28 protein-coding genes and 2 pseudogenes are annotated in these 25,253 nt (G+C 70.5%); 10 read left to right on the forward strand and 20 right to left on the reverse strand.

The genetic code is table 11. From position 1 onward, the window contains the following. Positions 1 to 124 precede the first annotated feature (124 nt). Complete coding sequence (locus OG788_RS03595; RefSeq protein WP_406376659.1) at positions 125 to 2,281, forward strand: CASTOR/POLLUX-related putative ion channel; 2,157 nt, start codon at positions 125 to 127, stop codon at positions 2,279 to 2,281. 64 nt (positions 2,282 to 2,345) lie between these two features. Then, positions 2,346 to 3,134, forward strand: a complete 789-nt coding sequence (locus OG788_RS03600) for an SAM-dependent methyltransferase (RefSeq protein ID WP_406369056.1) — start codon at positions 2,346 to 2,348, stop codon at positions 3,132 to 3,134. A 28-nt stretch (positions 3,135 to 3,162) separates the two neighbouring features. Here OG788_RS03600 and OG788_RS03605 read toward each other — a convergent pair whose 3' ends face one another. From OG788_RS03605 to OG788_RS03660, 12 genes and pseudogenes are all read right to left on the reverse strand, one after another. Continuing rightward, positions 3,163 to 3,540 carry a fic family toxin-antitoxin system, toxin component gene (locus OG788_RS03605; RefSeq protein ID WP_406369057.1) on the reverse strand — a complete coding sequence of 126 codons (378 nt, stop codon included), beginning with the start codon at positions 3,538 to 3,540 and terminating at the stop codon, positions 3,163 to 3,165. Next, positions 3,540 to 3,779, reverse strand: coding sequence for a hypothetical protein (locus OG788_RS03610; protein ID WP_406369058.1), 240 nt, complete (start codon positions 3,777 to 3,779; stop codon positions 3,540 to 3,542). The genes OG788_RS03605 and OG788_RS03610 overlap by 1 nt, the downstream gene beginning before the upstream one ends. 448 nt (positions 3,780 to 4,227) lie before the next feature. After that, complete coding sequence (locus tag OG788_RS03615) at positions 4,228 to 4,851, reverse strand: dihydrofolate reductase family protein (RefSeq protein WP_406369059.1); 624 nt, start codon at positions 4,849 to 4,851, stop codon at positions 4,228 to 4,230. A gap of 111 nt (positions 4,852 to 4,962) precedes the next feature. Beyond that, positions 4,963 to 5,472, reverse strand: a complete 510-nt coding sequence (locus tag OG788_RS03620) for a DUF6328 family protein (protein WP_406369060.1) — start codon at positions 5,470 to 5,472, stop codon at positions 4,963 to 4,965. 293 nt (positions 5,473 to 5,765) lie between these two features. Beyond that, positions 5,766 to 6,092 carry a plasmid stabilization protein gene (locus OG788_RS03625; protein WP_351545163.1) on the reverse strand — a complete coding sequence of 109 codons (327 nt, stop codon included), beginning with the start codon at positions 6,090 to 6,092 and terminating at the stop codon, positions 5,766 to 5,768. 259 nt (positions 6,093 to 6,351) lie between these two features. Then, positions 6,352 to 6,822, reverse strand: coding sequence for a DUF3618 domain-containing protein (locus OG788_RS03630; RefSeq protein ID WP_406369061.1), 471 nt, complete (start codon positions 6,820 to 6,822; stop codon positions 6,352 to 6,354). Then, on the reverse strand, positions 6,819 to 7,190 hold the full coding sequence (locus tag OG788_RS03635; protein ID WP_406369062.1) for a phage holin family protein: 372 nt from the start codon (positions 7,188 to 7,190) through the stop codon (positions 6,819 to 6,821). The genes OG788_RS03630 and OG788_RS03635 overlap by 4 nt, the downstream gene beginning before the upstream one ends. 174 nt (positions 7,191 to 7,364) lie before the next feature. Further along, positions 7,365 to 8,036 (reverse strand): HAD family hydrolase, encoded by a 672-nt coding sequence (locus OG788_RS03640; protein WP_406369063.1) that lies wholly within the window; start codon positions 8,034 to 8,036, stop codon positions 7,365 to 7,367. A 19-nt stretch (positions 8,037 to 8,055) separates the two neighbouring features. Continuing rightward, positions 8,056 to 9,021: an LLM class F420-dependent oxidoreductase gene (locus OG788_RS03645; RefSeq protein ID WP_406369064.1), complete on the reverse strand. Its 966-nt coding sequence runs from the start codon at positions 9,019 to 9,021 to the stop codon at positions 8,056 to 8,058. Between the two features lie 99 nt (positions 9,022 to 9,120). After that, positions 9,121 to 9,465 carry a hypothetical protein gene (locus OG788_RS03650; RefSeq protein ID WP_406369065.1) on the reverse strand — a complete coding sequence of 115 codons (345 nt, stop codon included), beginning with the start codon at positions 9,463 to 9,465 and terminating at the stop codon, positions 9,121 to 9,123. 322 nt (positions 9,466 to 9,787) lie between these two features. After that, a pseudogene (locus OG788_RS03655) lies at positions 9,788 to 10,525 on the reverse strand (formate dehydrogenase); the annotation flags it as partial. A gap of 81 nt (positions 10,526 to 10,606) precedes the next feature. Next, positions 10,607 to 10,882, reverse strand: a complete 276-nt coding sequence (locus OG788_RS03660) for a hypothetical protein (RefSeq protein ID WP_406369066.1) — start codon at positions 10,880 to 10,882, stop codon at positions 10,607 to 10,609. Between the two features lie 605 nt (positions 10,883 to 11,487). Here OG788_RS03660 and OG788_RS03665 point away from each other — a divergent pair. The 4 genes and pseudogenes from OG788_RS03665 to OG788_RS03680 all read left to right on the forward strand — a co-directional run bounded on the left by OG788_RS03665 (position 11,488) and on the right by OG788_RS03680 (position 16,258). Beyond that, positions 11,488 to 11,952, forward strand: a complete 465-nt coding sequence (locus OG788_RS03665; RefSeq protein ID WP_406369067.1) for a monovalent cation/H+ antiporter complex subunit F — start codon at positions 11,488 to 11,490, stop codon at positions 11,950 to 11,952. Further along, positions 11,925 to 13,057: pseudogene (locus OG788_RS03670) on the forward strand (complex I subunit 5 family protein); the annotation flags it as partial. The gene OG788_RS03665 and the pseudogene OG788_RS03670, both read left to right, overlap by 28 nt. A gap of 130 nt (positions 13,058 to 13,187) precedes the next feature. Beyond that, the gene (locus OG788_RS03675) at positions 13,188 to 14,207 is read left to right on the forward strand and encodes an SDR family NAD(P)-dependent oxidoreductase (protein WP_406369068.1); all 1,020 of its coding nucleotides are present in this window, start codon (positions 13,188 to 13,190) and stop codon (positions 14,205 to 14,207) included. Between the two features lie 866 nt (positions 14,208 to 15,073). Further along, positions 15,074 to 16,258 (forward strand): alcohol dehydrogenase catalytic domain-containing protein, encoded by a 1,185-nt coding sequence (locus tag OG788_RS03680; RefSeq protein WP_406369069.1) that lies wholly within the window; start codon positions 15,074 to 15,076, stop codon positions 16,256 to 16,258. A gap of 38 nt (positions 16,259 to 16,296) precedes the next feature. On the opposite strand, the gene OG788_RS03685 is transcribed toward OG788_RS03680, so the two are convergent. After that, the gene (locus OG788_RS03685) at positions 16,297 to 16,833 is read right to left on the reverse strand and encodes an isochorismatase family cysteine hydrolase (protein WP_406369070.1); all 537 of its coding nucleotides are present in this window, start codon (positions 16,831 to 16,833) and stop codon (positions 16,297 to 16,299) included. Between the two features lie 132 nt (positions 16,834 to 16,965). Here OG788_RS03685 and OG788_RS03690 point away from each other — a divergent pair, with 132 nt between their 5' ends. Genes OG788_RS03690 through OG788_RS03700 form a run of 3 tightly spaced genes read left to right on the forward strand, consistent with a single transcriptional unit; the run spans position 16,966 to position 18,825 of the window. Further along, entirely contained in the window at positions 16,966 to 17,637 is a 672-nt protein-coding gene (locus OG788_RS03690) for a HemK2/MTQ2 family protein methyltransferase (RefSeq protein WP_406369071.1), read from the forward strand. Beyond that, complete coding sequence (locus tag OG788_RS03695; RefSeq protein WP_406369072.1) at positions 17,621 to 17,830, forward strand: CDGSH iron-sulfur domain-containing protein; 210 nt, start codon at positions 17,621 to 17,623, stop codon at positions 17,828 to 17,830. The genes OG788_RS03690 and OG788_RS03695 overlap by 17 nt, the downstream gene beginning before the upstream one ends. A 32-nt stretch (positions 17,831 to 17,862) precedes the next feature. Beyond that, positions 17,863 to 18,825 (forward strand): iron-containing redox enzyme family protein, encoded by a 963-nt coding sequence (locus OG788_RS03700; protein ID WP_406369073.1) that lies wholly within the window; start codon positions 17,863 to 17,865, stop codon positions 18,823 to 18,825. 30 nt (positions 18,826 to 18,855) lie between these two features. Here the strand turns inward: OG788_RS03700 and ligD are convergent, their stop codons facing one another. From ligD to OG788_RS03725, 5 genes are all read right to left on the reverse strand, one after another. Continuing rightward, positions 18,856 to 19,761: a non-homologous end-joining DNA ligase gene (ligD, locus tag OG788_RS03705; protein ID WP_406369074.1), complete on the reverse strand. Its 906-nt coding sequence runs from the start codon at positions 19,759 to 19,761 to the stop codon at positions 18,856 to 18,858. 189 nt (positions 19,762 to 19,950) lie between these two features. Then, positions 19,951 to 20,319: a DUF6479 family protein gene (locus tag OG788_RS03710; RefSeq protein WP_406369075.1), complete on the reverse strand. Its 369-nt coding sequence runs from the start codon at positions 20,317 to 20,319 to the stop codon at positions 19,951 to 19,953. Positions 20,320 to 20,585: 266 nt separating this feature from the next. Continuing rightward, positions 20,586 to 21,599, reverse strand: coding sequence for an NAD(P)/FAD-dependent oxidoreductase (locus OG788_RS03715; RefSeq protein ID WP_406369076.1), 1,014 nt, complete (start codon positions 21,597 to 21,599; stop codon positions 20,586 to 20,588). Then, on the reverse strand, positions 21,596 to 22,129 hold the full coding sequence (locus OG788_RS03720) for an isoprenylcysteine carboxyl methyltransferase family protein (protein ID WP_406369077.1): 534 nt from the start codon (positions 22,127 to 22,129) through the stop codon (positions 21,596 to 21,598). The genes OG788_RS03715 and OG788_RS03720 overlap by 4 nt, the downstream gene beginning before the upstream one ends. A 39-nt stretch (positions 22,130 to 22,168) precedes the next feature. Next, positions 22,169 to 23,227 (reverse strand): type III polyketide synthase, encoded by a 1,059-nt coding sequence (locus tag OG788_RS03725; RefSeq protein WP_406369078.1) that lies wholly within the window; start codon positions 23,225 to 23,227, stop codon positions 22,169 to 22,171. Positions 23,228 to 23,371: 144 nt separating this feature from the next. Between OG788_RS03725 and OG788_RS03730 the strand changes: the two genes are divergently transcribed. Then, positions 23,372 to 24,244, forward strand: coding sequence for a UbiA family prenyltransferase (locus OG788_RS03730; protein ID WP_406369079.1), 873 nt, complete (start codon positions 23,372 to 23,374; stop codon positions 24,242 to 24,244). Between the two features lie 89 nt (positions 24,245 to 24,333). Here OG788_RS03730 and OG788_RS03735 read toward each other — a convergent pair whose 3' ends face one another. Continuing rightward, positions 24,334 to 24,612, reverse strand: a complete 279-nt coding sequence (locus OG788_RS03735) for an ANTAR domain-containing protein (RefSeq protein ID WP_406369080.1) — start codon at positions 24,610 to 24,612, stop codon at positions 24,334 to 24,336. Between the two features lie 197 nt (positions 24,613 to 24,809). Further along, positions 24,810 to 25,172 (reverse strand): helix-turn-helix transcriptional regulator, encoded by a 363-nt coding sequence (locus tag OG788_RS03740; protein ID WP_406369081.1) that lies wholly within the window; start codon positions 25,170 to 25,172, stop codon positions 24,810 to 24,812. Between the last annotated feature and the right edge of the window lie 81 nt (positions 25,173 to 25,253).

Consider the following 25,253-nt stretch of genomic DNA (forward strand, 5'->3'; position numbering starts at 1 on the left):
CGACGTGTGAAAGCCGCGTGTCCCCTCGGCGGAAGCCGCACTGTGCAAGCGCGGTCCGCCGGTATCCGGGCCGGTGAGCGGGGCGGCCGGGTGCGGCTGTGCCGAGTTCGGTGTGGGGGTGGGAGTGGAGCGGGAGGGGCGGCGGCCGGTGTCGTTCCGGGGCCGGGTGCGGTACCGGTTCGACCGTACGCTGGCGCGCAGTACGGGCACGCTGATGGGCTGGCTGGTGGTCTCCTGCCTGGCTGTCGTCGTTCCGGTGAGCGCGCTGCTGGTGTGGACGGATCCCGGCTCGCCGCGGTCGCTTCCGGGGCGGCTGACGGCGGTGTGGCGGACGAGCGCCCGGACACTGCGGCTGGGTGACGTGACCGGGACGCCGTTGCGGATGGTGCTGGCGGCGGTGCTCGGCCTGGTGGCCCTGCTCTGCGTCTCGACTCTGGTCGGTGTGATCACCACGGGTCTGGAGAAGCGGTTGACGGAGCTGAGCCGGGGGCGGTCGACCGTGCTGGAGCACGGGCATGCCGTGGTGCTCGGCTGGTCGGACCAGGTGTTCACGGTGGTGGCCGAGTTGGTGGCCGCCCAGGCCGCGCCGCGACCGCGCGCGGTGGTCGTGCTCGCCGACCGGGACAAGTCGGAGATGGAGCGGGCCCTCGCGGCTCACCTCGGTGCGGCCGGCCGCGGTCGCGTCGTCTGCCGCAGCGGGCCCGCGAGCGACCCCGCTGTGCTGGCCCTGGTCAGTCCGGGGACGGCGCGTACGGTGCTGGTGCTGCCGTCCGGCGAGGCCACGGGCGACGCCGAGGTGCTGCGCGTACTCCTGGCGCTGCGCACGGTCGTCGGGGAGGAGGGCGCGGGCCCGCCCGTACTGGCGGCGGTGCGCGACGACCGTTTCCGGGCGCCCGCACGGCTGGCTGCCGGGCCGCGCGGCACGGTGCTGGAGTCGGACACCGTCACCGCCCGGCTGATCGCGCAGTGCGCCGGACGCCCCGGACTCTCCCTCGTCCTGCGCGATCTCCTGGACTTCGCCGGCGACGAGTTCCACCTCGCCGACGCCACCGCGTTCCAGGGACGGCCCTTCGGCGCGGCCCTGCTGGGTCATGCCACCTCGTGTGTGGTCGGGCTGCTCACCGCGGAGGGACGTACGGTGCTCAACCCCTGCCCCCGGACCGTCATCGAGCCGGGCAGCCGCCTGATCGTCGTCTCGCGCGACGACACCTCCGCGGGCGCCCTCGACTGTCGTCACCTCGTCGACCCGTCGGCCCGCGCCACCGCCGCGCCGTCCACCGGGGACGCCTCCCGGCTGCTCCTGCTGGGCTGGAACCGGCGGGCCCCCCTGGTCATCGGCCAGTTGCGGGACACCGCGCGCCCCGGTTCGGTACTGGACGTCCTCACCGAAGGAGTCGTCCCCGGGACCGACAGCGCCGTCCTCGGGACCGAAAGCCCCGTACCCGGGACCGAAAGCCCCGTACCCGGAACCGACAGCGCCGTACCCGGGACCGAAAGCCCCGTACCCGGAACCGACAGCGCCGTACCCGGGACCGAAAGCCCCGTACCCGGGACCGGCAGGGCCGTCCCCGCGCCGGCTCGGGAGCCGGAGCCTCGCGCACCGGACGACGGCCGCCTGAAGGTGCGTCACCGGTCGTCCGCCCTGTCGCGGCCCGAGTCCCTCCTCGGACTCGACCTCGCCCTCTACGACGCGGTCCTCGTTCTCGGTCCCGATCCGGGCGCCGGACCCGACCACCCCGACGACTGGACCCTGGTCACTCTGCTGAGCCTCAGGCTGCTGGAACAGCGCACCGGGCACAGCGTGCGGGTGGTCACCGAGCTGACCGACGACCGCAACCGCGCGCTGGCCCCGCTCGACCCCGGCTCCGACGTGATCGTCAGCGGGGAACTGACCGGCCTGCTCATGGCACAGATCGCACAGAGCCCTCATCTGGCCGCCGTGTTCGACGAACTGTTCTCCGCCGAGGGCAGTGGTATCAGCCTGCGTCCGGCCGGACACTACGTCCGCGTGGGCACGACGGCGACTTTCGCGACCGTGGTGGCCGCGGCGCGCGACCGCGGCGAATGCGCGATCGGCTACCGCCGTCACGACCGGTGGTCGTCCTCTCCCGACCATGGTGTCCGTCTCAACCCGCACAAGGGTGAGCGCCACGAGTGGAGTGCGGAGGACCAAGTGGTCGTCGTGGCGGCCGAATCCATCCGTGGCGGCGGCAACGTCGGCCACCCGCACGACGGTTCCGACCGGTCCACGTCCAACTCCCGTACCGCACAGACCACATGAGACCTCCGAGTAGAATGATCAAACACTCGGCCTGCCGCGTTTCCGTGGTGCGATGGGAGCAGCCATGACGATCGACCCGCAGTCGTTTCCACCGCTCGACACCAGTAAGGCGCATCCCGCGCGGGTCTACGACTGGCTCCTGGGCGGCAAGGACAACTATCCGGTCGACGAGGCGGTGGGAGAGCAGCTGCCGCCCGAGGCGAAGGACGCGGCGAGGCAGAATCGTGCCTTCATGCACCGGGCGTCCGCCTGGCTCGCGGAGCACGGCGTCGACCAGTTCCTGGACATCGGCACCGGCATTCCCACCAAGCCCAACCTCCACCAGATCGTCCAGGACATCACGCCGACGGCGAAGGTCGTCTACACCGACAACGACCCGATCGTGCTGCGTCACGCCGAGGCGCTGCTGGTCAGCCGGTCCGAGGGAGCCACCGACTACATCCAGGCGGATGTACGGCGCCCGCAGGACATCGTCCAACACGCCCGGCACATCCTGGACTTCAGCCGGCCGATCGCTCTGTCCCTGATAGCGCTGATGCATTTCATCCCCGACGAGCAGGACGCCCACGGCATCGTCCGCAATCTGGTCGAGACGCTGCCCTCGGGCAGTTACCTGGTGTTGTCGCACGCCTCCTCCGACCTGTATCCGGAGCTCTCCGCACAGGTCACCGCCGAGTACGCCAAGGGCGGCATCCAACTCGGCTTCCGCACCCGTGCGGAGGTGCGGCGCTTCTTCGACGGCCTCGATCTCGTGACGCCCGGCCTGGTGACGGCGACGGAGTGGTTCACGTCGGCCGAGGCGCCGGCACCGGAAGGCAGCGGCATCTACGCGGGAGTGGCCCGGGTCCTCTGAGCCGGCTCGGCCTGAAGGGGCCTGCCGATCAGGTGACCGCAGGCCAGGAGCGCAGCAGGACGGCGATCCCCGCGGCGGTGCAGGCGGGGTCACGGAGCAGGTCGCGCAGCGCGACGGCGTCGTCCCGGGTGGGTTTCACCGGGATGCCCGAGGCCTCCAGATACATCACGCCTGTTGCCGCCGCGACAGCCATGTTGGAGCGCTCCAGCCACCGGCACCGGCCGAGGACATGCACCAAGGCGGCCGCGCGGGCATAGGCGCCGTCGTACACCGACTGTTCCAGCAGCTGTGCCTTGTGGCAGGCGACCGCGGCCACCGGCACCCCGTAGTCGTCGGGGGCCGGGTCCCCCGCCCCGGCGATCTCGGCGACCTGAAGGATCCAGGGGACGTCGATGTAGAGGTCCATTACGCTGCGTGCGCCTCCGTGGCGGCCTGCCCGCCGTCTTCGACCTCGTCGAAAACGTCCTGGTGCTCGTCGAGGAAGCGGCGGGCGGCGTCCAGGCCCCGGGCACGCAGGCCGTCGGCGTCCTCCAGGACCAGCTGGGACAGATATTCGCCGACACTCTGCCCGCGGTCCTTGGCCCTGGCCTTGGCAAGCTCCAGGACGTCTTCGTCGATCCTCGCGCCTACTTGTGTCCTCGCCATAGCAGCATGGTAACAGCCGTTACCACGGCTGTGGAGTGCTCGCTCCCCCCACCTCCCTGCCGCATGCGACGGCAGGCCCTGGACCGGCTCGACGCCGGCGGCATCAACGTCCCGGCGCAGGCGACGCCCACCGACAATCGCGTCCATGCGGGTGGCGTATGAGGCAGCGGCGAGCCCCCGAAGGCATGAGCGGCGTTGTGCAAAGCACCTGCTCACGATTACCCGAGAGGACGCCCCATGCGTCGAACCATGCTGTTGTCTGTCTGCGCACTCGTCGCCGCCGCGGCCACCGGCTTCTTCACCACCAGCGCCATCCGCAACCGCTGATCCCAGACGCCCTCCGCATTCGACAACGATGCAATCGGGCAGCCGCACGGGTGAGGCAGCCGCGCAAGCCGTCTCACCCGGGGCCGGGATCAGGTCGTGGCCCTCTTTGCAGCGCCTCCGCTCAGGACGACGCGCCCGCGTCGTAGGTCCCGTACCGAGGCAGCCCCGTCGGCTCGTACACCTGGGCCGTGACTCCGTTCGGTGTCGTCTCGCTGCTCAACAGGCGCAGTCCCGTCGCGGCGCCGCTTTCGGGGAAGAGCCGCCGGCCACCGCCCACGACCACCGGCGCGATCATCAGCCGTACCTCGTCGACGAGCCCGGCGGCCAGCAGCGACGCACCTAGGCGGGCGCTGCCGTGGATCTGCAGCTCCCGTCCGGGCTGCCGCTTCACCTCGGCGACCTGAGCCGGCACGTCGCCGGAGAGGATGGTGGTCGGCGCCCAGCCGGCCTCGGTCAGAGTCCTCGAGGCCACGTACTTCGGCAGGCCGTTGAGCTTGCGCGCGACGGGATCGTCCGGGTCGTTCATCTCCGGCCAGTCGCGTGCGAAGTTGACGTACGTCCGGCGCCCGAACAGGAACGCGTCCGCGTCGCCGATCCAGCCCGTGACGATCCTCATGAACGCGTCGTCGAGGTGCGGCACCAGCCAGCCACCTCGCGTGAAGCCGTCGCTGGTGTCCTCATCCGGGGACCCGGGGCCCTGCGCCACACCGTCGAGCGACAGGAACTCCTGCAGAATCAACTTCACCGTGCTCCGCCCTTCCTCGGCCCTCGAAACGCGTACGTCCTCTGCCGCGTGGGCGCGAGGCGACGCCGGCCTCCAGAGTCCCTGGCCGCCTCGATGCGGGCGCCGTCCGGTTCAGTCCTCCGCACCTGCGTCCGTGTCGGCCGACTTCCTCAACCGGATCACCATGGGGATGACGAACCAGGAAAAAATGTACAGCGCGGCGACGCCCGCGACGATCCACGGCACGTATCCGTCGTCCCGGGTGGCCGTGCGCAGGACCAGCAGGAGGGAGGACGTCATGGTGACCAGCAGGAGGAACAGGCCGAGCATGGTGAGCCGGGAGGCCCAGAGGACGGCCTGCGGTTTGATGCGCTGCCCGGACACGATCCGGTGGAACGCCACGGGTGCGATCAGGGTTCCGATGGCCGTCGCCCCGAGGACGATCGTGACCATGTACAGGGTCTGGTCCGCCTGTGAGAGCTGCCGGTAGGTCGGCTGGAACACCACGGTCAGCAGGAAGCCGAAAAGGATCTGCACGCCGGTCTGCGCGACACGGATCTCTTGCAGCAGGTCACCCCACATCCGGTCGGCGCGCTCATGGGCGGACTCGTCGCGCCCGTCCGGCTGTGTATCGGTCCGCATCGGCGGTCCCCTCTCCTGGCCGCTCGTATGCGGGCCGCGCTCGTGTCCCCCGGGTGTCGCGCTCTCGTCCTCCGGGCGCCGCGCCCTCGTCTCACGGGTCCGCCCGCGTACACGATCCACCGGTCCCTCGGCCACCGGCCCGGAGCCGCGGGGCGATCCCGCTCACGCGTACGGGCTGCGGCACGCGGAGCGTTCGAGCGTGCCGTTCCGAAACCGAACTCCCCGGCACGGGAAGCGCCGCGTCCATCGCGCAGCCGCCACCGTGGAAGGTCGCCGTGGTCGGAGTGCGTTGATCAGCGGCCCAGTGCGTTCTTCAGCTGCTGCTTGCTCATGGACGAGCGGCCGTGGACCTTTCGCTTCCTGGCCTCCTCGTACAGCTGGTCCTTGGTGGGTCCTTGCGCGCCGGAATGCGATCGCTCGCCACCGCGCTGGGAGGCCGACTTCGGGTCGCGGAGGGACGCCTTGCTCGCGGTCTTCGACTCACCGGCCCTGGCCCGCTCCTTGTTCACGGTGCGCGCGGCGATCTCCTTCGCCCGGCTCGTCGACTCTCCGCGTTCCTGTGCGCTCTCCTTGATGTGTTCGTACTGCCTCTCGCGTTTGCTGTTCGACCCGGCCGGCATGGCACGCCCCTTCCCTGTCCGCTGTGTGCGTCGTACGTGAACACTCGAGTACCCCCACCACCGGGGGACTCACGGCCACGCCCGGAATTGGGTCCCCACGGGACCGGGGACGCTTCCGTCCGGCCCATCGGGCGCCTTACAGGAAGCGGGACGTCGCCTGCCTCACCTCCGGCCCGGCCGGCCACCCGTGCCGACGGGTGGGCCCCCGCGGAATGCAGGGCGGCCCACCCGCTCGAAGGCGCCCGTACGAGGCCGCCTTTCACGCCTTCTTGTGGCGCACCGCCAGCCACACGACGGTGGCGGCGCCGGCGGCCGCCAGAATCAGCGTGCGGTTGTCACGGGCCACCCGGACACCCTGTGCCGCCTGCTGCCGCAGGGATTCGGGTGCCTTCTCCTCCCACAGGCCGCCGGCCTGCGTGGCCTTGTCGCGCACCTGGTCCGCGGCCTGGGAGGCCTTGTCCTTGACCGGGTCGGGCACCTTGTCCTGGACCGAGTGCGCGGCCCGGACGGCCTTGGCCTTCAGCTCCCCCGCCTTGGCCGCGGCCTGCTCCGCGACCTCGGCCGTCTTCTCCTTCACCTCGGCGGTCCTCTCCTTGGCCCGGGCCTTGACATCGGTCTTGTCCGCCAGCGCCTGCACCGTCTCCCCGAGCTCGGCGCGGGTCTGCTCGACCTGCTCACGCACCTCGGCCGGCGTGGGGGCTGTCTGCTCGTCGTCGAACGGTTTGCTCATCGGTGGGCACTCCTCTTGATCTCGGCCACATCGGCCTTCACGTTCTCGATCGCCTGCTCCGGCGTGGGCGGCGCCGCCCGGCCGACCTGCCTCTTCCCCCGCAGGGCCATGACCGCGGCGACGACGCCCAGCGCCACGGTGATGATCAGCGCCGCGGCCCACACGGGCAGCGATACGGCCAGCGCGGCGATCGCGGTGGCCACGAGGGCTTCCAGCATCAGAAAGCCGACCACCCCCGCACCGCCGAAGAGTCCGCCGCTCCTCCCGTACCGTCTGCCCTTCTCCCTCATCTCCGCCTGCGCCAGACGGAGTTCGCCCCGCACCAGCTCGGTCAGCTGCTGCGAGGCCCGCTGTACCAGCTCACCCACCTGATCCGACTCCGCCCCCGGTGCCCGCTCGCCGGTTCCATCGACCTGCGGCCGCACGCTCGACACGGCCATCACCTCCTGCCTGTCTCTCGACTCGGGCCGGGACACGCGATGTGCTCCGGCAACCCGTCAGGAAGCGAGTACCCCGAACCGGGCCGTCCAGGGCAGTTCCCGTCATTCCCGGTCCGCGAAGACGCTGGTGTCCAACCGGTCGAGGAGGTCGGCGGGGTCTTGATACACGGCGTGGGCGCCGGCCGACTCCAGGTCCGCCCGCGGAATACCGCCCGACAGGACCGCGAGGGACATCACCCCGTCGCGTACGGCGGCCTTCATGTCCCAGACGGTGTCGCCTACGAACACCGCTCGCCCGCTCGGTACACCGGCGAGCTGCCGGGCCTGCTCGACGGGGTCGGGGGCGGGTTTTCCCTCGGCTACGTCGTCCGCACTGGCCGCCCCGAGGATGACGTCGTCCGCTCCGATGGCGCGGCGGAGCGCGGAGAGTTCCGCGCCGCCTGCCGAGGTCGCCAGGACGATCTCCCACCCTCGCGCCGCCAGGGCGCGCAGCAGCTCGTCGGCCGCGTCCAACGCCGGCAACCGGTCGAAGTACGTCGCGTAGAGGGCGTGGTGGGCCGCGGTGAACTGTTCGTCGTCCTCGGGGTCGCGGTCCTTGCCGAGCAGGTGCTCGATCAGGTCGCCGCTGCTGAGGCCCACGGCCCGGTGGATCTCGCGCATGGGCACATGGTGGCCGGCCTGGCGGAAGGCCTCCCACCAGGTGACGACGTGCAGGTGGTTGGTGTCGACGAGCGTTCCGTCGACATCGAAGATCGCGGCGCGTTTCGTGGTCATCGCGGGTGTCCTCGCACTCTCACAGTTCCCGTAGGGCGGGGAGCAGCTTCTGCTCGGCCCATTCCAGGTACGGCTCCTGTTGATCGCCGCCGATCTGGATGAGCGCAACCTCGGTGAACCCCGCGTCGACGAAGCGGCGTACAGCCTCCGCGACGGAGTCCACGTCGTCGCCGCACGGGATGGACTCGGCCACGTCCTCGGGGCGTACGAACTGGGTGGCACCGGCGAATCCGTCGGGTCCGGGCAGTTCGGAGTTGACCGGCCAGCCGCCGCCGAACCAGCGGAACTGGTCGTGGGCGCGGGCGACGGCCGCGTCGCGGTCCGTGTCGTAACAGATGGGCAGCTGCCCGACCTTGGGCTTGCCCGCGCCGCCGTGCCGGTCGAACTCGGAGACCAGGCCGGGCTTCGGTTCCGTGGCGATCAGCAAGTCGGCGAGGTGACCGGCGAGTTCGCACGAGCGCCCGCCGGAGACGGCGACGCCGATCGGCGGGGGCGTGTCGGGAAGATCCCACAGTTCGGCGTTCTCGACGTCGAAGTGGACACCGTGGTGGCTGACGCAGCCGCCCGCGAAGAGCGAGCGGATGATGTCCACGGCCTCCTCCAGCATCTCCAGCCGGACATGCGCGGCGGGCCATCCCCCGCCCACCACATGCTCGTTGAGGTTCTCCCCTGAACCGAGTCCCAGGCGGAAGCGCCCCTGGGAGAGGAGTTGCATGGTGGCCGCCTTCTGAGCGACGACCGCGGGGTGGTAGCGAGTCGTCGGACACGTCACGTACGTCATCAGGGGAATGCGCTCCGTGGCCTGCGCGGCGGCGCCGAGCACGCTCCATGCGTACGGGGCGTGTCCCTGGGATTCGAGCCAGGGGAAGTAGTGGTCGGACGTGACGGAGAAGTCGAAGCCGGCGCGCTCGGCCCCGACCACGTGACCGACGAGCTCACGCGGGCCGGCCTGCTCGGTCATCATCGTGTAGCCGATCTGCACCATGTCACTCTCCTCCTCGTGGCCGGACACCGCCCGGGTGAGCCGGAGATCGCCTCTGCGGGCCTGATCCCGAGTGGCCGCACCGCGCGGTCTTCTGTTTCACTAACGCTTCGCTCGAAGTCGCAGGTCGACCTCCTTTTCCTGGTCTCCCGAGGCCGTGCCCTGTTCGTGTACGGCGAACGCGCCGTTCAGGGCTTCACACAGCTGGTCCACGGCGACGTACCCGCCCTGCAGCGTGGCGCTGACCGAACCCTCCAGCGGGGCCTCACCGGTGGGGATGCGTTCCTCGGTGGGCTCGAACTCCGAGGTCCACACGGGAGGGCGGTCGCCCGGCTGCTCGTGGGGGACGTCGTCGCGGGGCCGGTCGATGGGGAACGCCGTCCGCAGGACATCGAAGACGGCGGCGATGTCCTCCTCGGACGCTCCGGTCAGGGACACGGTGACCATCGGGTCACTCTCCTTTCCGCTGGGGTACGACGGTGTACTTCGGGTCCTCCGCGGAGGCGATGCCCGCCGCGAACACCCCGAAGCGGGTGCAGGCCGAACCGGCGAGCAGCGCGAGCCCGCCGCCACGGCGGCCGTTCGGCTGCGGTGGCCGGCCAGCGCGGCGGTCGCGGCGCCCGCCAGGCTCAGGGCACGAGCGGTCCCCATGAGTGAGCCCGCGCGTCCTTCGCGCCAGGTCTCGGCCACCATGCCCAGGCGTCGTTCGGCCACCGCGGCCGCCTCGGTCTCGGCCGTTGCCGCGAGCACCGCCGCGAGGCGGGCGGGTCCGGGCACCTCGCTTCTTGACCTCCATGACCCACTGGAAGCCGACCGGGTGCGCCTCGGCGTAGTTCGACCCCTGGATGACGATGCAGTCGGCGTGCTGGAGGTCCTGCATGAAAGTGGTCGCGCCGCCGCGGCCAAAGGAGGTGCCCAGGCCCGCGACGGTGGAGCTGTGGCAGACCCTCGCCTGGCTCTCCACCTGGACGACGCCGAGGCTGGTGAGCAGCTTTTTGATCAGGTAGTTCTCTTCGTTGCCGAGGGTCGCGCCGCCGAGGCTCGCGATGCCGAGCGTGCGGGCGGTACGCACACCGTCCTTCTCCCACTCCCAGGTGCGGCGCCGGGTCTCGACCACCCCGTCGGCCACCATGTCCATCGCCGTCTCCAGGTCGAGCGGCTCCCATTCGGTGTCGTACGGGCGCCGGTACAGGACCTCATGGCGACGGGCGGAGCCGGTGGTGAGCTGGAGGGTGGCGGATCCCTTCGGGCAGAGGCGGCCCCGGCTGATGGGTGAGGCCGGGTAGCCCTCGATCTGGACGACCTTGTCGCCGTTCACGTAGATCTGCTGGCCGCATTCGACCGCGCAGTAGGGACAGATCGAGGAAACGACCCGTTCGGCGGTGTCGGTGCGCGGCCTCCGCCGCCGCGCACGGGGCGACATGGCGGCCCGGCCACGGCCCAGCGGGTCCGATCCGGTCAGCTGACGGGAGACGGGCCATTCGCTGACCCACGTACGCACACCCATCAAAGTCCTTTCCCGTGGCGGGTTCCTCGGGCGTCCCAGCCAGCGTCACCTGCGTGGGCACTGGCAGCGCGCCGAGGAGCGTCAGTCGGCGGGTTCATCGGGCACCGGATGCTCCGGATGTGGACTGCCGGAATGCGGGGCGCCCTTCCGGCCGGTGCCGGCCTCGTCCGTATCCGGTATCTCCGTATCCGGGCTCTCCGCGTCGGCCCGCTCGTCGAGGGCCGACTGCATCTCCTCGCCGACGACGTCCCACGGGTCCTCATCGGCTGCGGCCTGCTGGTCGGGCAGGTCCCTGGGCAGCGGTTTCGGTGTCGGTCCCCCACCGTTCCCAGGGCCTTGCGGGTGGCGATCGTTCACGGCCTTCTCGCTTCCTCGTGTCATCGCGCCGGACCTCGCGTGACGCGCAAGTACCCCTCTCGCCGACGTTGATGCCGATGATCGCCGCCGACCTCCCGGGGCTGGTCAGCCCTGGCACAGGACGTTGCCCCGGGGGTGGACAGCCGTTCTCGGACCGGGCGCCCGGCGGCGCCTGTCGGCCGTCTCCCCTCTCCGGGCCAGACAGGTCCTTTCGTCCCTGCGGTGAGGCGTGGGAACGGGCGATCCTCCGCTTGGCACTCCTTGGAGCTGATTTCCTGCAAGGTGTTTCCCGCGCCACCGGGAATGCCCGAGGTCCGACCGGGCACCGGATGAACCCGGCTCCTGTACGACGACGAGACCACCTTGTACATCACGGAGTCCCCTGCGGCGGACAGCCCCGCGGCCCTCGCATGACGGCACGAAGGCTGGGCGCCCCTGGCCGCCGAGATCCTCGTATGGCAAGGGGCGCTGTCGGCTCTGTGGCTCGTCCTCATCAGCACGGTCGACCCGCTGGAGCTGTTCGTCGGACTGGGATGCGCGCTGCTGGGAGCGATCGCCGCCGTGGCGGCGCGCCGGGCGGTGAGCCGACGGTGAACGCGTGGCTCATGTGCGCATCCGCACTCCTGGTGACCGGTCTCGTCCCGGTCGTGTGGGGTGTGGCGACCGGACCGCTCGGGCGCAGGGTTCTCGCCCAGAACTTCGGCACCTCGGTGATGTGTCTGGTGATGCTGCTGCCCGCCCAGGGCTACGGCCGCCCGTCCTACACCGATCTCGCGCTGGTCCTCGCCGTACTGGGCCCGGTCGGCACGCTCGTCTACGCGCGGCTGCTGGCCGACGATCTGGGTGAGACCCCGCCGCCGGCACGGGCGGCGACCGTGCTGACGGCCGCCGCCACCGTGCCAGTCGTGGTCGCGTCGTGTGTGGCGACCGGTCCGGGCCGGGCGGCGGTGAAGCTCGTGGTGGTCGGTGTGCTGCTCGCCGCGGGAAACGTGATCGCCTCGCGGACCCTGTCCGGCGCCTACCGGGAGTCGAGCGAGGCCCGAACGCCCTCGGCGGTCCCGATGCCCTGACCCTGTGCGCGTTCGTCCTGGTACTGACCGGGCTGCTGGTCAAGGCCGCCGCCGTCCCGTTCCACTTCTGGCTGCCCGACGCGCACGCCGTCGCGCCGACTCCCGTGTGCATGCTGCTGTCCGGCGTCATGGTGGAGCTCGGCGCGTACGGTGTGTGGCCGGGCCTATCACACGATCTTCGCCGGGCCGGGCGGCATCCCCGCGGCCGACGCCGAACGCGTCCTGGTCACGATCGGCGTGCTGACCGCGCTGATCGGCGCCGTGATGTGCTGGCAGCAACGGCATGTGAAGCGGCTTCTGGCCTACTCGACCGTCGCCCACACCGGGCTCTTTCTCATCGGCATCGGCCTGCTGAGCCACGAGGCGACCGGTGGGATCGCCGTCTACATCGTGGGCCACGCGGGACCAAGGCCGCCCTCTTCGCCTGCGCGGGCATCCTCCGCGATCGTTACGGCAGCGTCGATGAACACGAACTGCACGGTCCCGCGAAGGAGTTGAGATGGGTCGGCGGGCTGTGGGTGGCCGGTGCGCTGGCGCTCTCCGGACTGCCTCCCTTCGCGACAGGCCTCGGCAAGGCGGTCACGGAGGAAGCCGCCGGTGGCCTCCTCGGCGTGGTTTTCGTCGCCGTGTCCGCGGTCACTGCGGGTGCGGCGCTCCGGGTCGCCGCACGGGTGTTCCTCGGTGCCGGGAAACGGCCCGAGGAGGAGCCGGTGTACGAGACGAAGGGTGAGCAGGCGGGGCCGGAGACGAGGGGGCGTATCCGCCGGGTGCCCACGACGATGACGGCTGTCCCCACCCTCTGCTCGTCGGAGCGCTCGCGGCGGGTGTGGCACCGGGAATCGCCACGTCCGTAGATGACGCGTTCGGCACCCACGAGCCACCGCACTGGACTCCCGCCGGACTGTTCCTCGGGCTGATCTCCGCCGCGCTCGCCGCGGGGCTGCCCGTGGCGGCCGTGCGCGGCTCCGCCCGTCAGGAGCCGTACACCTCGACGAAACCGCTGCGGCGTCTGCACTCGGGGCACATCGGCGACTACGTGGCCTGGCTCCTGGCCGGCACGGCCCTCCTCGGCGCGCTCGCGCTGCCGGGCATCCTCACAGGCTGATCCGATGGGCGTGCCGCGACGCGGACGACCGCGCCTGGCTCCCGGCTCCTGGCGTGATCACGCCCTGTCGTCTGTCTGCCCGCGTCCGTCGGGGGTACTCGGAACGCCTTCCAAGTGCGAGGTGACGAAAATGGCGACGACCCCACGACAGACGAATCTCGACGGGCTCTCCGCGCTGGTCACAGGCGGATCGCGGGGGCTGGGACTGCTGCTGTCCGCGCGACTTGCCCGGCGCGGCTGCCGGGTGACCATGGCGGCACGCGACGCGGACGAACTGCGGCGCGGTGCCGAGTGGGTCGAGGAGCGGACCGGTGCGACGGTTTCCACCGCGGTGTGCGATGTACGCGACCGCGACGCGGTCGACGCCATGGTCCAGCAGGCGGACAGCAGGCAAGGCGGCCTGGACGTCGTCATCGCCAACGCGGGCGTGATCCAGGTGGCCCCGGTCGCGTCGATCGACAGCGGAGCCTTCGAGGACGCCATGGCGACCATCTTCGGCGGCACCGTGAACACGGCGATGGCCGCGCTGCCCCGGCTGTACCGCAGTGACTCCGGTGGTCGTCTGTGTCTCATCGGTTCGGTCGGCGGTCTGCTCACCGTTCCTCACCTGCTGCCCTACTCATGTGCCAAGGCCGCCGTGGGAGCGCTGGGCGAGGGATTGAGGGCCGAGACGGCCGACAAGAACGTCAGCGTGACCACGGTCCATCCCGGACTGATGCGTACCGGATCACACCTCCAGGCCGAGTTCGGCGATCGTACCTCCAAGGAATTCGCCTGGTTCTCCGCACTGGCCGGCGCTCCTGTGGTCTCGATGGACGCGGAGCGGGCGGCGGAGCGCATTCTGCGGGCTCTGGAGCGTCGGCGGACCCGCCTGGTCCTGACTCCGGCTGCGCGTGCCGCATCCATCGCGCACGGCGTGGCGCCCGCCACGGTCACCCGTCTCAGCGGTCTCGCCGCGCGAGTGCTCCCGGACGCACCGGGCGGCGAGGGCGCCGAAGGAACAGCGGAGCGCGGCACCGTGCAGGGACACCACATCGACCGTCCCGCTCATACGTTGACGGAGAAGGTACGCGGCTGGGGGAGCGTGCTCAACGACCGGGCCGCCCGCCGCTACAACCAGCGCACGCCGGGTCCCCCGACCGGCGGATGACCGACGTCCGGTGGCGTGTCCCGCCGCGCACACCGGCTCGGCCGATGTTTGACGGCAGATGCTGTGGCAGACCCGTCGAGGGGAGATGCGGTGCCGACCTCGGACGAGAGTGAAGGGGCTCTGGAGAATCTCCTCTCGATCCGCAGATGCCGGCTTGGGACTTCCGACGGTGGTGGCACGCCGTTCGATGGCGGACCTGCTGGCGATCGATGGTCACGTCGAACCGGGCCTACAAGGAAACCTCCGCCGATGCCGTCTCGACAGCCGTGCCGGAACACGTCTACGAGGTGGGAGGCGGGCCTTCGACCACGCGCTGACCGCCACCAGCCTGCACGCGGCGATGCTCGACTCCCGGGGACACGACCTGGTATCGGGTCTGCTGGGGGCGTGCCGCACTACCCGGCGCACGGGCGCCGACCTGCCGGAACTCGTGGCCGGCGTGGACGAGGCCCTTGCTCGTTGGCGGCCCGACCAGCTCTGCACGGACGGTGTCACGGAGCCCGTATGCAGAATGGGGAGCTGTTCGGCCTCGACCCTTTCGCGGACTCGTGATCCGCGCGAGGCCGGAGGCAAGTAGCGCCCGAGACGCTGCGCCGCCTCATCCATCGCCTCCTCGACTCGGAGCGGAGCAGGCTGCGGGACGACGCCACGATCCTCATGGTCGGTTGGCGACCGCCCCGAGCGTGACGCCTCTGCCGCCGCGGGACCCTCCTGATCAACCTCCGTTCCAACAATCGAGTCCTACCGCTGCCGTGGGACGGCCGAGGCAGGTCCGCCCTGTGGAAAGCCCGATACAGGAGAAAGTGTTACGCAGCGGGCATCGGGAACTCGGCCGTGACCCACTCCTAGCGGCCGGAGGAGACCTCATGCGTGCGCTGACGTGGCACGGCAAGCGGGACGTCCGTGTGGAAACCGTGCCCGATCCCCGGATCGAGAAGCCCGACGATGTGATCGTGCGGATCACATCCACCGGCATCTGCGGATCCGACCTCCACCTCTACGAGCTCCTCGGCCCCTATCTCGATCCGGGGGACATCCTGGGCCATGAACCGATGGGGGTGGTCCAAGAGGTCGGCCCCCGGGTCCACACCCTCGCGCCGGGCGACCGTGTCGTGATCCCCTTCAACGTCTCGTGCCGCGACTGCTTCATGTGCGACCAAGGCCTGCACTCCCAGTGCGAGACGACCCAGGTCCACGAGCGGGGCACCGGCGCGTCACTCTTCGGATACACCAAGCTCTACGGACAGGTACCCGGTGGCCAGGCCGAGTTGATGCGGGTCCCCTTCGGCGACAAACTGCCCGTCAAGGTGCCGGACGGCCCGCCGGACGACCGTTACGTCTATCTCTCCGACGTCCTTCCGACAGCCTGGCAGGCGGTGGAGTACGCGAGCCTGCCGGAGGGCGGCACGGTGACCGTCCTCGGCCTGGGCCCGATCGGAGACATGGCCACCAGGATCGCGCGGCACCGCGGCGCCGGATTGGTCGTCGGGATCGACCTCGTCCCCGACCGGCTGTCACGGGCCTCCGCGCACGGCGTCACCTGCTTCGACGCACGCCGCGAGGGCAAGGACCTGATCGATGCCGTCCAGGACCTGACCGACGGCCGCGGCACCGATGCCGTCATCGACGCCGTCGGCATGGAGGCGCACGGCGCCCCGCTCGCCAAGGCCGCCCAATGGGTCACGGGCCTGCTGCCCGACGGCGTCGGGCAACGGCTCATGGAACGAGCCGGCATCGACCGGCTCAGCGCACTGCACGCGGCCATGGCGCTGGTCCGGCGTGGCGGCACGGTCTCCGTCTCGGGCGTGTACGGCGGGGCGGCGAGCCCCATGCCGCTGCTGACCATGTTCGACAAGCAGATCCAGCTGCGGATGGGCCAGGCGAACGTCTGGCGCTGGGTGGAGGACATCCTGCCGCTGCTCACCGACGAGGATCCGCTCGGCGTCGACACGTTCAAAACGCACGACATGCCACTGGAGGACGCGCCGAAGGCGTACGCGATGTTCCAGGCCAAGGAGGACGCCATGGTCAAGACTCTGCTCCATCCCTGACCTGACTTCCGGTCGCAGGAGCGAGCCCGCCCCCGCTGTCAGAACCTGACATTCCGCGCGGCGGGGCTGTTGGCATCCATGTTCCGCTTCATCATCAGCAGCGCGGCGTGTGCGAGATCCTCATGGATGTGGGCCACCGCATCGTAGGGAACGGTCACGTCCAGATGCCGAATGTGCGCGTCGAGTGCCGAATAGAGCACGCACTGCTCGGTGACCTGACCACACAGGACGATGTGGCCGATGCCCTCTTGGAGCAGCAGGTAGTTGAGCGGCGTCTCGTAGAAGATCGAGTGCCGGGCCTTCACCACGAAGAGCGAGTCCTCATCGGGGGCGAGGGGACTCACCAGATCGGCGTGCGGACTCGACAGCACTTTGTCCACTATCTCCCCATGGTGCGACCGCCATTCATCAAAATTGTCGTTCACATAGATGACCGGAACGTTGTGGCGTCGCGCCGCCCGAATCAACTTGACGACCTGGGGAATCACGGATTTCACGGACGGAATCAATAGGTCCGCGTCGTCATGATCGTAGGTATTGATCATGTCAATGACAATGAGGGCCTTTTTTCTCATGTGTTCCACTCCCACGCAATGCTGCGGCACCGTTTCCCTCAGTCATGCGTAAGCCCCCTTCCAGAGGGAACTCGGATCACGAAGTCGCACATATCAGTATTTATCAGACACGACGTGATCCGGAGATGCCCCATGGGGACGTCCGGCGAGAGCCCTCTCATCACACTGCCCGGTGTCTACGCACCTCAGCACGACACCGAACTCCTGATGCACGCCTTGTCGCGGGAGCGCGTGGATCCCTCCACCGACGTGCTCGACCTGGGCACCGGCAGTGGTGCCCTGGCCCTGCGGGCAGCGCGACTGGGGGCGCGGGTCACCGCCGTCGACATCGATTGGCGCGCCGTGTTCACCACGCGCCTCAACGCACTCCTCAGCCGCCGTCGCATCACCGTCCGGCACGGCGATCTCACCGCAGCTGTGCAAGGACGGACGTACGACCTGGTGGTGAGCAATCCGCCCTACGTACCGTCTCCGGCTCTCCGGCTGCCGCACCGGTCGCCGGCGCGTGCCTGGGAGGCCGGCCCGGACGGCCGTGCGTTCGTGGACCGCGTCTGCGACGAGGCTCCGGCGGCACTGCGCCCGGGAGGTGTGCTCCTGCTCGTGCACTCCGCGCTCTGCGGGAGCCGGCCGACGCTGCGACGGCTCACCCGCGCGGGATTCGAGGCGACGGTCACTGACCGTGCCTTCGTCCCCTTCGGCCCCGTGCTGAGCTCGCGCCGAACGTGGCTGCGACGCCAGGGGCTGTTGACCGATGAGCACGACGACCGGGAAGAGCTGGTGGTCATCCGTGCCCAGCAAACCTGAGCGACCTCGCCGCGTGACGGTGGACCGCGAGGGACCGCTCCTCATCGAGGGCCCGGTCGAAGTGGTCCAGGAAGACGGCACGGTCCTCATCTCCCGCCGCTTCCGGGCAGCGATCTGCACCTGCCGCCGCAGCCGCACCTACCCCTGGTGCGACACCAGCCACCGCCGTCGGGCGAGGCGGGAATCGACGTGAAGGGGCCCCCGCTTCCGACGTCACGGGGCGCGGTGTCACGGGCGCTTGCCTCGACTTTGCGCTACGGCACACCCCTGCCGGCCCTCCCCCAGGCCCTGGAAGAGGCCGACCCCTACGCCGACGACCTCCAGATCGCTCTCTACACGCTGTACGAACTCCATTACCGCGGCTTCGACGAGGTGAGTGACGAGCGTGAGTGGGACCCCGGACTGCTGGCCCTGCGACGGTCACTTGAACTGCGCTTCCTCAAAGCTCTCCGCGGCGACGTTCCAGCCGGCACGGACGTCGCAGAGGCACTCGAAGCCCTTCTTCTGGAACCGGCCGGACACGACGACACCAGCGTCACTCACTACCTCCAACGCGACGGCCAACTGTGGCAACTCAAGGAATACGCCGTCCTGCGCTCGCTGTACCACCTCAAGGAGGCCGATCCGCACGCCTGGGTCATTCCGCGACTGCACGGCCGGGCGAAGGCCGCCATGGTCGCGATCGAGTTCGACGAGTTCGGCGCCGGCCGCGAGGAGGACGTCCACGCCCGCCTTTTCGCGGACCTCATGGCGGACCTCGGGCTGCGCGCGGACTACGGCCACTACGTCGACGTCGCCCCCACGGAGGCGGTCGCCACCGTCAATCTCATGTCCCTGCTCGGCTTGCACCGCGCCCTCCGGGGCGCTCTGGTGGGGCATTTCGCCGCAGTCGAGGTGGCCTCCGCCCCGGGGGCCAGGCGACTGGCCTCGGCCTTGCGGAGAGTCGGCGCGGGCAAGGCCGCGCAACGCTTCTACGACGAGCACGTCGAGGCCGACGCCGTCCACGAGCAGGTCGTATGTCGTGACGTGATCGGCGGCCTGTTGGAGGACGAACCCGAACTCGAACCCGACGTCGCCTTCGGCATGAGGGTCACCGGCCTGCTCGAAGACCGGCTGGCGGCCCATCTGTTGTCCGCCTGGCAGCGGCGGCGCAGTGCGCTGCGTGTTCCGCTCACCTCGGGCGGCTGACCGGCATCAGCGGTGAGACGTGCGTTCCGGTCAGCGCAGCGCGTCGAGCCGTCGCCGTGCGGGGCCGAGAGAACGGCCCCGCCGGAACACCTTCTGCCAGGGGTTCTCCTCGAGGCGTGCGGACATGTCGTTCACCGTGAAGCTGCGCGCTCCGATGTCGCCGGCCTCGACTTCCGCCCAGGTCACCGGGGCGGCGACCGGAGCCCCCGGACGCGCGCGGACCGCAAAAGGGGCGACTGCGGTCTGGGCGTAGGCGTTGCGCTGGATGTCGAGATACAACCTCTTCTTGCGGGCTTCCTTACGGACCTCGGTCGTCAGAGTGTCGGGACGGCCCGCGGCGAGGTGTTCGGCCACGCCTCGAGCGAAAGCGCGTACGTCGTCGAAGGAGGCGCTGCGGTCGAGCGGAACGAGGACGTGCAGACCCCGGGAGCCGGTCGTCATCACCGCGGAAGGCAGACGCAGTTGCTCCAGCAGGTCGCGCAGCAACAGGGCCGCGATGCGCACCTGCGCGACGTCGTCGCCGGCTGGATCGAGATCGAAGATCAACCGGTCGGGGTGATCCGGGCGGTCGGCCCTCGACAGGAAGCGGTGGGGAGTGATGCAGCCCTGGTCGACGAGATAGAGGAGGGTCGCGGTGTCGTCGCACAGCAGGTAGGTGACGGTGCCCTGCCGTTTGGGCAGTTCGACCCGGTGAATCCAGTCGGGGAAGTGCTCCGGCACGTCCTTCTGCATGAACGACATGCCGCCGATGCCGTCCGGATGCCGCTCCAGCATCAGCGGGCGGCCGCGCAGCTGGGGCAGCATCCGGTGGGCGACGGTGCGGTAGTACCGGGCGAGGTCCGCCTTGGTGATGCCGTCGTCGGGGAACAGCGCCTTGTCCGGCCGGCTCACCCGTACGGTACGGCCACTGGCGTTGAAGTCCCGTGTGGCGGTCATCGTCGTCTGCCTCCTCACTCCCCACCTCATCACGGCAGATCTCCCTTGCGGCGATGCCCCGGATTCCCTCCTACGGGCGGTCCAGGACCGCCTGGAGCGGGCCGGAATCGTCACCCGCCGCCACGCCGACGCCGGATTCGACACCGCCTACGCCCCCCGGCCCGCACGTCCCGGGAAAGCGGCACAGACCTACTCGCCGCGCTGACCACCGCTGCCGGACGAGCCACTCGCATCCTGGCTCCAGCGCGTGCGGGTCTGCTCATCGCTACGTTTGCTGCCCGAGCTGTGGAGCTGGTGCGGAGTGAGACGCTCGTTCTCTTCCGTTGCCCGTGGAACCTCGTCGGGCTCCCGCACTTCCACCGTTTCATGAACGGGCCCGCCCGACGGCATCGTGGGGTGTTCCTCGGTCCTGGGCGGATCCGGTTGGCGCCGGCGTACCCCGATGCCCAGACGTACGGCCCAGACCAGGACGCCGACGAGGACCAGGCCGCCGAGGAACGCCCCGAGCGTGCCGAGGGCCGCGTTCGACAGGGCCATTTCGTAGTTGGTCGCGTTCATGGGCGCCGAGTACCCCTCCCTGGAGTGCACACTCATCCCGCGATCTCACGGGAGTACGGGGCCGCCCCGTGACACGGGCCGACGATCGGCGAACTCACGGCGAGCAGAGGCCCACGGGGCACCTTGGCAGTTCCCCATGCGCCGGTGTCAGCCTTGCCGCCGCAGCGGACCGGGTGCTCCTCCGAAGCGCCGCCGGGCGTCTCGCCGGGGCGAGCGGCGTTCCCTGACCGGTCGTCCCGGACCGGCGTGTGATCCCGCTGTACACCCTATTGCAGAGCGTGGACGGCGGCCGTGAACACCGGGGGCATCCGGGATGCCGCGGGAACGATCAGGCGTGCTGTGCCGGGACGGCGGCCGGCGGCCAGCAGAGCTCTGGTCAGCAATCGGTGACGCCGTGTCAGCAGCGCCCATGCCCGCTCGTACTCCCCCGCGCGTCCCGCCGTGACGCAGCGGACGGCGGCCTCCGCGGTCGCCAGCCCGAGAGCGATGCCCTCTCCGGTGAGGGCGTCCACGTAGCCCGCCGCGTCGCCGACGAGCAGGACGCGTCCGGCGACTCGGCGCCGTACGCGCTGCAGCAGCGGCCCGGCGCCCCGCACTTCCGTCGCGGCGGTCCCGCGCAGCGCCGCGGTGAGGGCGGGGAATTCGGCCAGATGCCGGTCGTATCCGCGACGCATGCGGCTGAGGACCGCGACTCCCACCAGGTCGTCGGCGACCGGTGTCACATAGGCCTCGCCGTGCCCCGACCAGTGGACCTCCACGAAGTCCGTCCACGGCTCCACCCGGTAGTGCCGACGCAGCCCGTAGCGCCGGTGCGCTCCGCTCGGCAGTTCCAGTCCCAGGCCGCGGCGGACACCGGAGTGCAGGCCGTCCGCGGCGATCAGCCAACGCGCCGTGAGACCGGCCGCGGTGACGGTGTCCGTGGTCTGACACACCTCCCCCACCTTGCCGGGCACGATCCGCACGCCGAGACCGAGGGCGCGCTCGTGCAGCGCCTGGTGCAACGTCGTACGGCGGATTCCCAGCCCTCTGCCACCGCGGAAGGGCGCTTCGGCGCTCACGGCGCCGTCGACGTAGCGGATACCGCGCAATTCCCTGCCGGTGACCTCGATCCCCAGCGCCCGCAGCTGGGCGACCCCGCTGGGCATGACCCCTTCCCCGCAGGCCTTGTCCACGGGCGCTGTCCGCGGTTCGACGACCACGGCGTCGATGCCCGACAGCGCGCAGTGAATGGCGGCGGCCAGCCCGGCCGGTCCGCCGCCGGCCACCAGGACGTCGATCACGCGGCAGCGGAGGTGAGCGAGGCGGGAACGGCGGCCAGTGCCCGGTTCTCGCACCGGATGCGCACGGTCAGCACCGCGGCGTTGGCCAGGGTGAAGACGATCGCCGTGACCCAGGCGGTGTGCACCAGCGGCAGCGCCACACCTTCCGCGACGACCGCCACGTAGTTCGGGTGCCGCAGCACCCGGTAGGGACCGCGGGCCACGAGGGGCAGGCCGGGCACGACGATCACCCGGGTGTTCCATCGGGATCCCAGGGTGACGATGCACCACCAGCGCAGCGCCTGGGCGCCGGCCAGTACGGCGACCATCGGCCAGGCCAGGGCCGGGACGAAGGGCCTGTCGGCCAGCCACACCTCGGCCGGGCAGCCGACCAGCAGCCCGGTGTGCAGCGCGACCATCGCCGGGTAGTGGCCCCGGCCCGCCTCGACCGCCCCGCGCGCAAGGCTCCACCGCTCGTTGCGGCGGGCGACGAAGAGTTCGCCGACGCGCTCGGCGGCGACGGCGGCCACCAGCAGTCCGTACCAGATCATGTGTCCGTGTCCCACCGTTCCATGTCGTACGCCGGTCGCCTACCAGCGAAGCAGCACCAGCTCGCATGCGAAGCCCGGACCCATCGCCAGGAGCAGACCCGGAGTACCGGTGGGCGGGCGGCGGGTGGCCAGCGTGTCGCGCAGCACGTGCAGCACGGACGACGACGAGAGGTTGCCCACGTCCGCCAGGTGACGCCAGGTCACATCAAGTGCCCCGTCGGGCAGTTCGAGGGACTCGGTGACGGCCTCCAGGACCTTGGGCCCTCCGGGGTGGCACACCCATGCGGTCACGTCCTTCGGCTTCAGTCCGTGGTCACCCAGGAATCCCTGCACGTCGTCGGCGAGGAATCGGCGCACCACGTCGGGGATCTCCGGATCCAGTACGACCTGGAAGCCCGAGTCCTTGATGTCCCAGCCCATGATGCCGCCGGTGTCCGGATACAGCCGGCTGCGCGTGTCCACGATCGTGGGCCCGTCGGCTTCGCCCGTGCGGCGCGCGCCACAGGCCACGACCGCGGCGGCGCCGTCACCGAACAGACCGGTGGCGACCAGGTTGGCCAAGGAGGCGTCGTCGCGCTGAAACGTGAGCGAGCACAACTCGACCGACAGCAGCACCGCCACGTGGTCGGGCCGGCCGAGCAGGTAGTCGTGCATCCGGGAGAGGCCGGCGGCACCCCCGGCGCACCCCAGGCCGAACAGCGGCAGTCTCTTGACGTCCGGCCGCAGTCCGACGCGGCCCGCGAGCCGGGCGTCGATGGAGGGTGTCGCGATGCCCGTGACGGAGGTGAAGACGAGCAGGTCCACGTCCGCCGCGGACAGACCGGCCGTGCGCAGTGCCTCGCGAACGGCCTTGGCCCCCATGTCGGTGGCGGCCGTGATGAAGACGTCGTTCGCGGCGCCGAACCCGTCCAGTTCCTCGTACTGTTCGAGCGGCAGCGTCATATGGCGCGTGCCGACCTTCGCGCTGCGGTGCAGCCGGTCGAGCACACGGCGGTCGGAGCCCTCGGGCAGACAGGTGCGGGCCACCATGTCCGTGATCTCGGGCTGGGTGTGGCGGTGCGGCGCGAGTGCACCGTGAACGGCGGCGATCCGCGTCATAGGGCTCCCGTCCGAACGCCGACTGGGGTGGGCTGCTCAGCAGGCCTTCCCCGGACCGGCATTCCGCCACCAGGGATCCCCCGTCCGGCCCTTCCCCCCGTGGCGCGCTCCAGCCGGGTGGACCACACCTCCTACCATCGCCGGGTGGGTACTCCCGAGCACGCGACGACCGGTGGCCCGGCTGGGAGCTGGACCGTCCGGGCGGGTGGTCTGGGGCGAGCGTGCCACCCCGGGCCTGTGGTGGCCGTCACCGCGCTGACGGCGGCGCTGGCCGTGATCGCCGGCCAGGCAACCAGGGGGTGTGTCCTGACCATCGCCGCCGTGGTGACGGGGCAGTTGTCGGTCGGCTGGTGCAACGACGCCTTCGACGCACGGCGGGACCTCGCGACAGGACGCCGGCGCAAACCCGCCGTCGACGGGGCCATCGGAGTGACGCATCTCTGGGCTGCCGCGTACGCCGCGCTGGCCCTGTGTGTGCCGCTCTCGCTCTGCTGTGGCCTGCGGGCCGGCGGCGTCCACCTGGCCGCGGTCGCGGCGGCATGGGCGTACAACCTCCGTCTCAAGGCCACCTGTTGGTCCTGGTCACCCTACGCACTGGCGTTCGCCGCACTCCCGGCGTTCGTGACTCTCGGACTGCCGGGTCATCCCTGGCCGGCCTGGTGGGTCGTCGGCGCCGGGGCGCTGCTGGGAGTCGGAGCGCATCTGGGCGACGTCCTGCCGGACATCCGCGGGGATCTCGCGACGGGCGTACGGGGGTGGCCGCAGCGGCTGGGAGCAGAGCGAGCGCGGCAGTTGCTTCCGGTGCCGCTGGTGGTCGCGTCCGCACTCCTGGCGTTGGGGCCCGCAGGACCACCTGGCCTGCGCGCCGGGGTGGCACTGGCCGTGGTCGGCCTCGTCGCGGTGACGGGGGCGGTGCTGGGACGCCGCTGGGAGCGGGCGGCGTTCGCGACGGCGGTCGTGGTCGCAGCGGTGGACGTCGTGCTGCTGCTCAGCGGCGTCGGGGTCGGGCCGCCTTGAGGGAGCGGGCCGCCTCCGAGTCCAGGCTCGCGGCGACCCACGACGCACGTCCCCCGCCCTCATATGGCCCGGGTGAGGTGAGCGAGGAACTACTCCCCGGCGCTCGCGGAGGTGCCCAGGCTGAGCTGCGACTCCAGTTGGCTGCGAACGTCGGTGGGCAGCTCACCGGTTCGCGCCCAGTCGACGATCAGTTCGGCCACGTGGCGCAGCTTGATGTTGGTGTTCTGCGAGATGCCCCGCAGCGCGTCCCAGCCCTGGTCCGGGGTCAGTTGGCCCAACGCCAGGATGACACCGATGGCCTGGTCGACGACGGCATGCGACCGCACCGCCTGCTTGAGCTGAAGATTCTCGCCCTCCAGACGCGTCACGGCGTCCACTGAGCTTTCAGAGGGCACGGCTAGCTGCTGGGTCGTGTCCCATTCGGACGTCAACGTCGCCTCCGGGGTCGGGGAGTCCGGCGCAGTTCATCTCGTGTCATGTTCGTGAAGCTCGACGTCGTCACGCCCGCCGCGAGAGCCGGTCCGGCGTCGGCCCGGTCATTCGCCCGCTCGTCGTGCCGGTGTCGTCACTGTTCTTCTGCCGCCAGTCGCGACTGCCGCACGCCGCCCGCAGGGGAGGCGCCGTGCTTGGCGTCGTGCTGAGCCAGCAGGGCGAGGAGATCCGCCACCGACGGCCCGGAGTCCGCCGGATGCCGGAGGAAGGTCCCCTCTTCGATCCGGTACTCGTTGGAGCGCCCTTGCCGGGTGTGCGTGAGGTAACCGCCCTCCTCCAGATCAGAAATGATCTTCTGGACGGCCCGTTCGGTGAGCTGGCAGCGCGCCGCGATGTCACGAATCCGCGTCGTGTGATCCTCGGCGATCGCCGCCAGCACACGGGCGTGGTTGGTCAGGAACGTCCAGCCGCTGTGTGACTCAGGAACTCCTTGCATCCCAACAGGATAGACGCATTATTCCTGTATGCGAAAGGGTGAATTCTGCTTCGTGTGTCTGGTTCCCGCACCCGGGGACAG

Source organism: Streptomyces sp. NBC_00647 (assembly GCF_045207245.1).
Classification (GTDB): Bacteria; Actinomycetota; Actinomycetes; order Streptomycetales; family Streptomycetaceae; genus Streptomyces.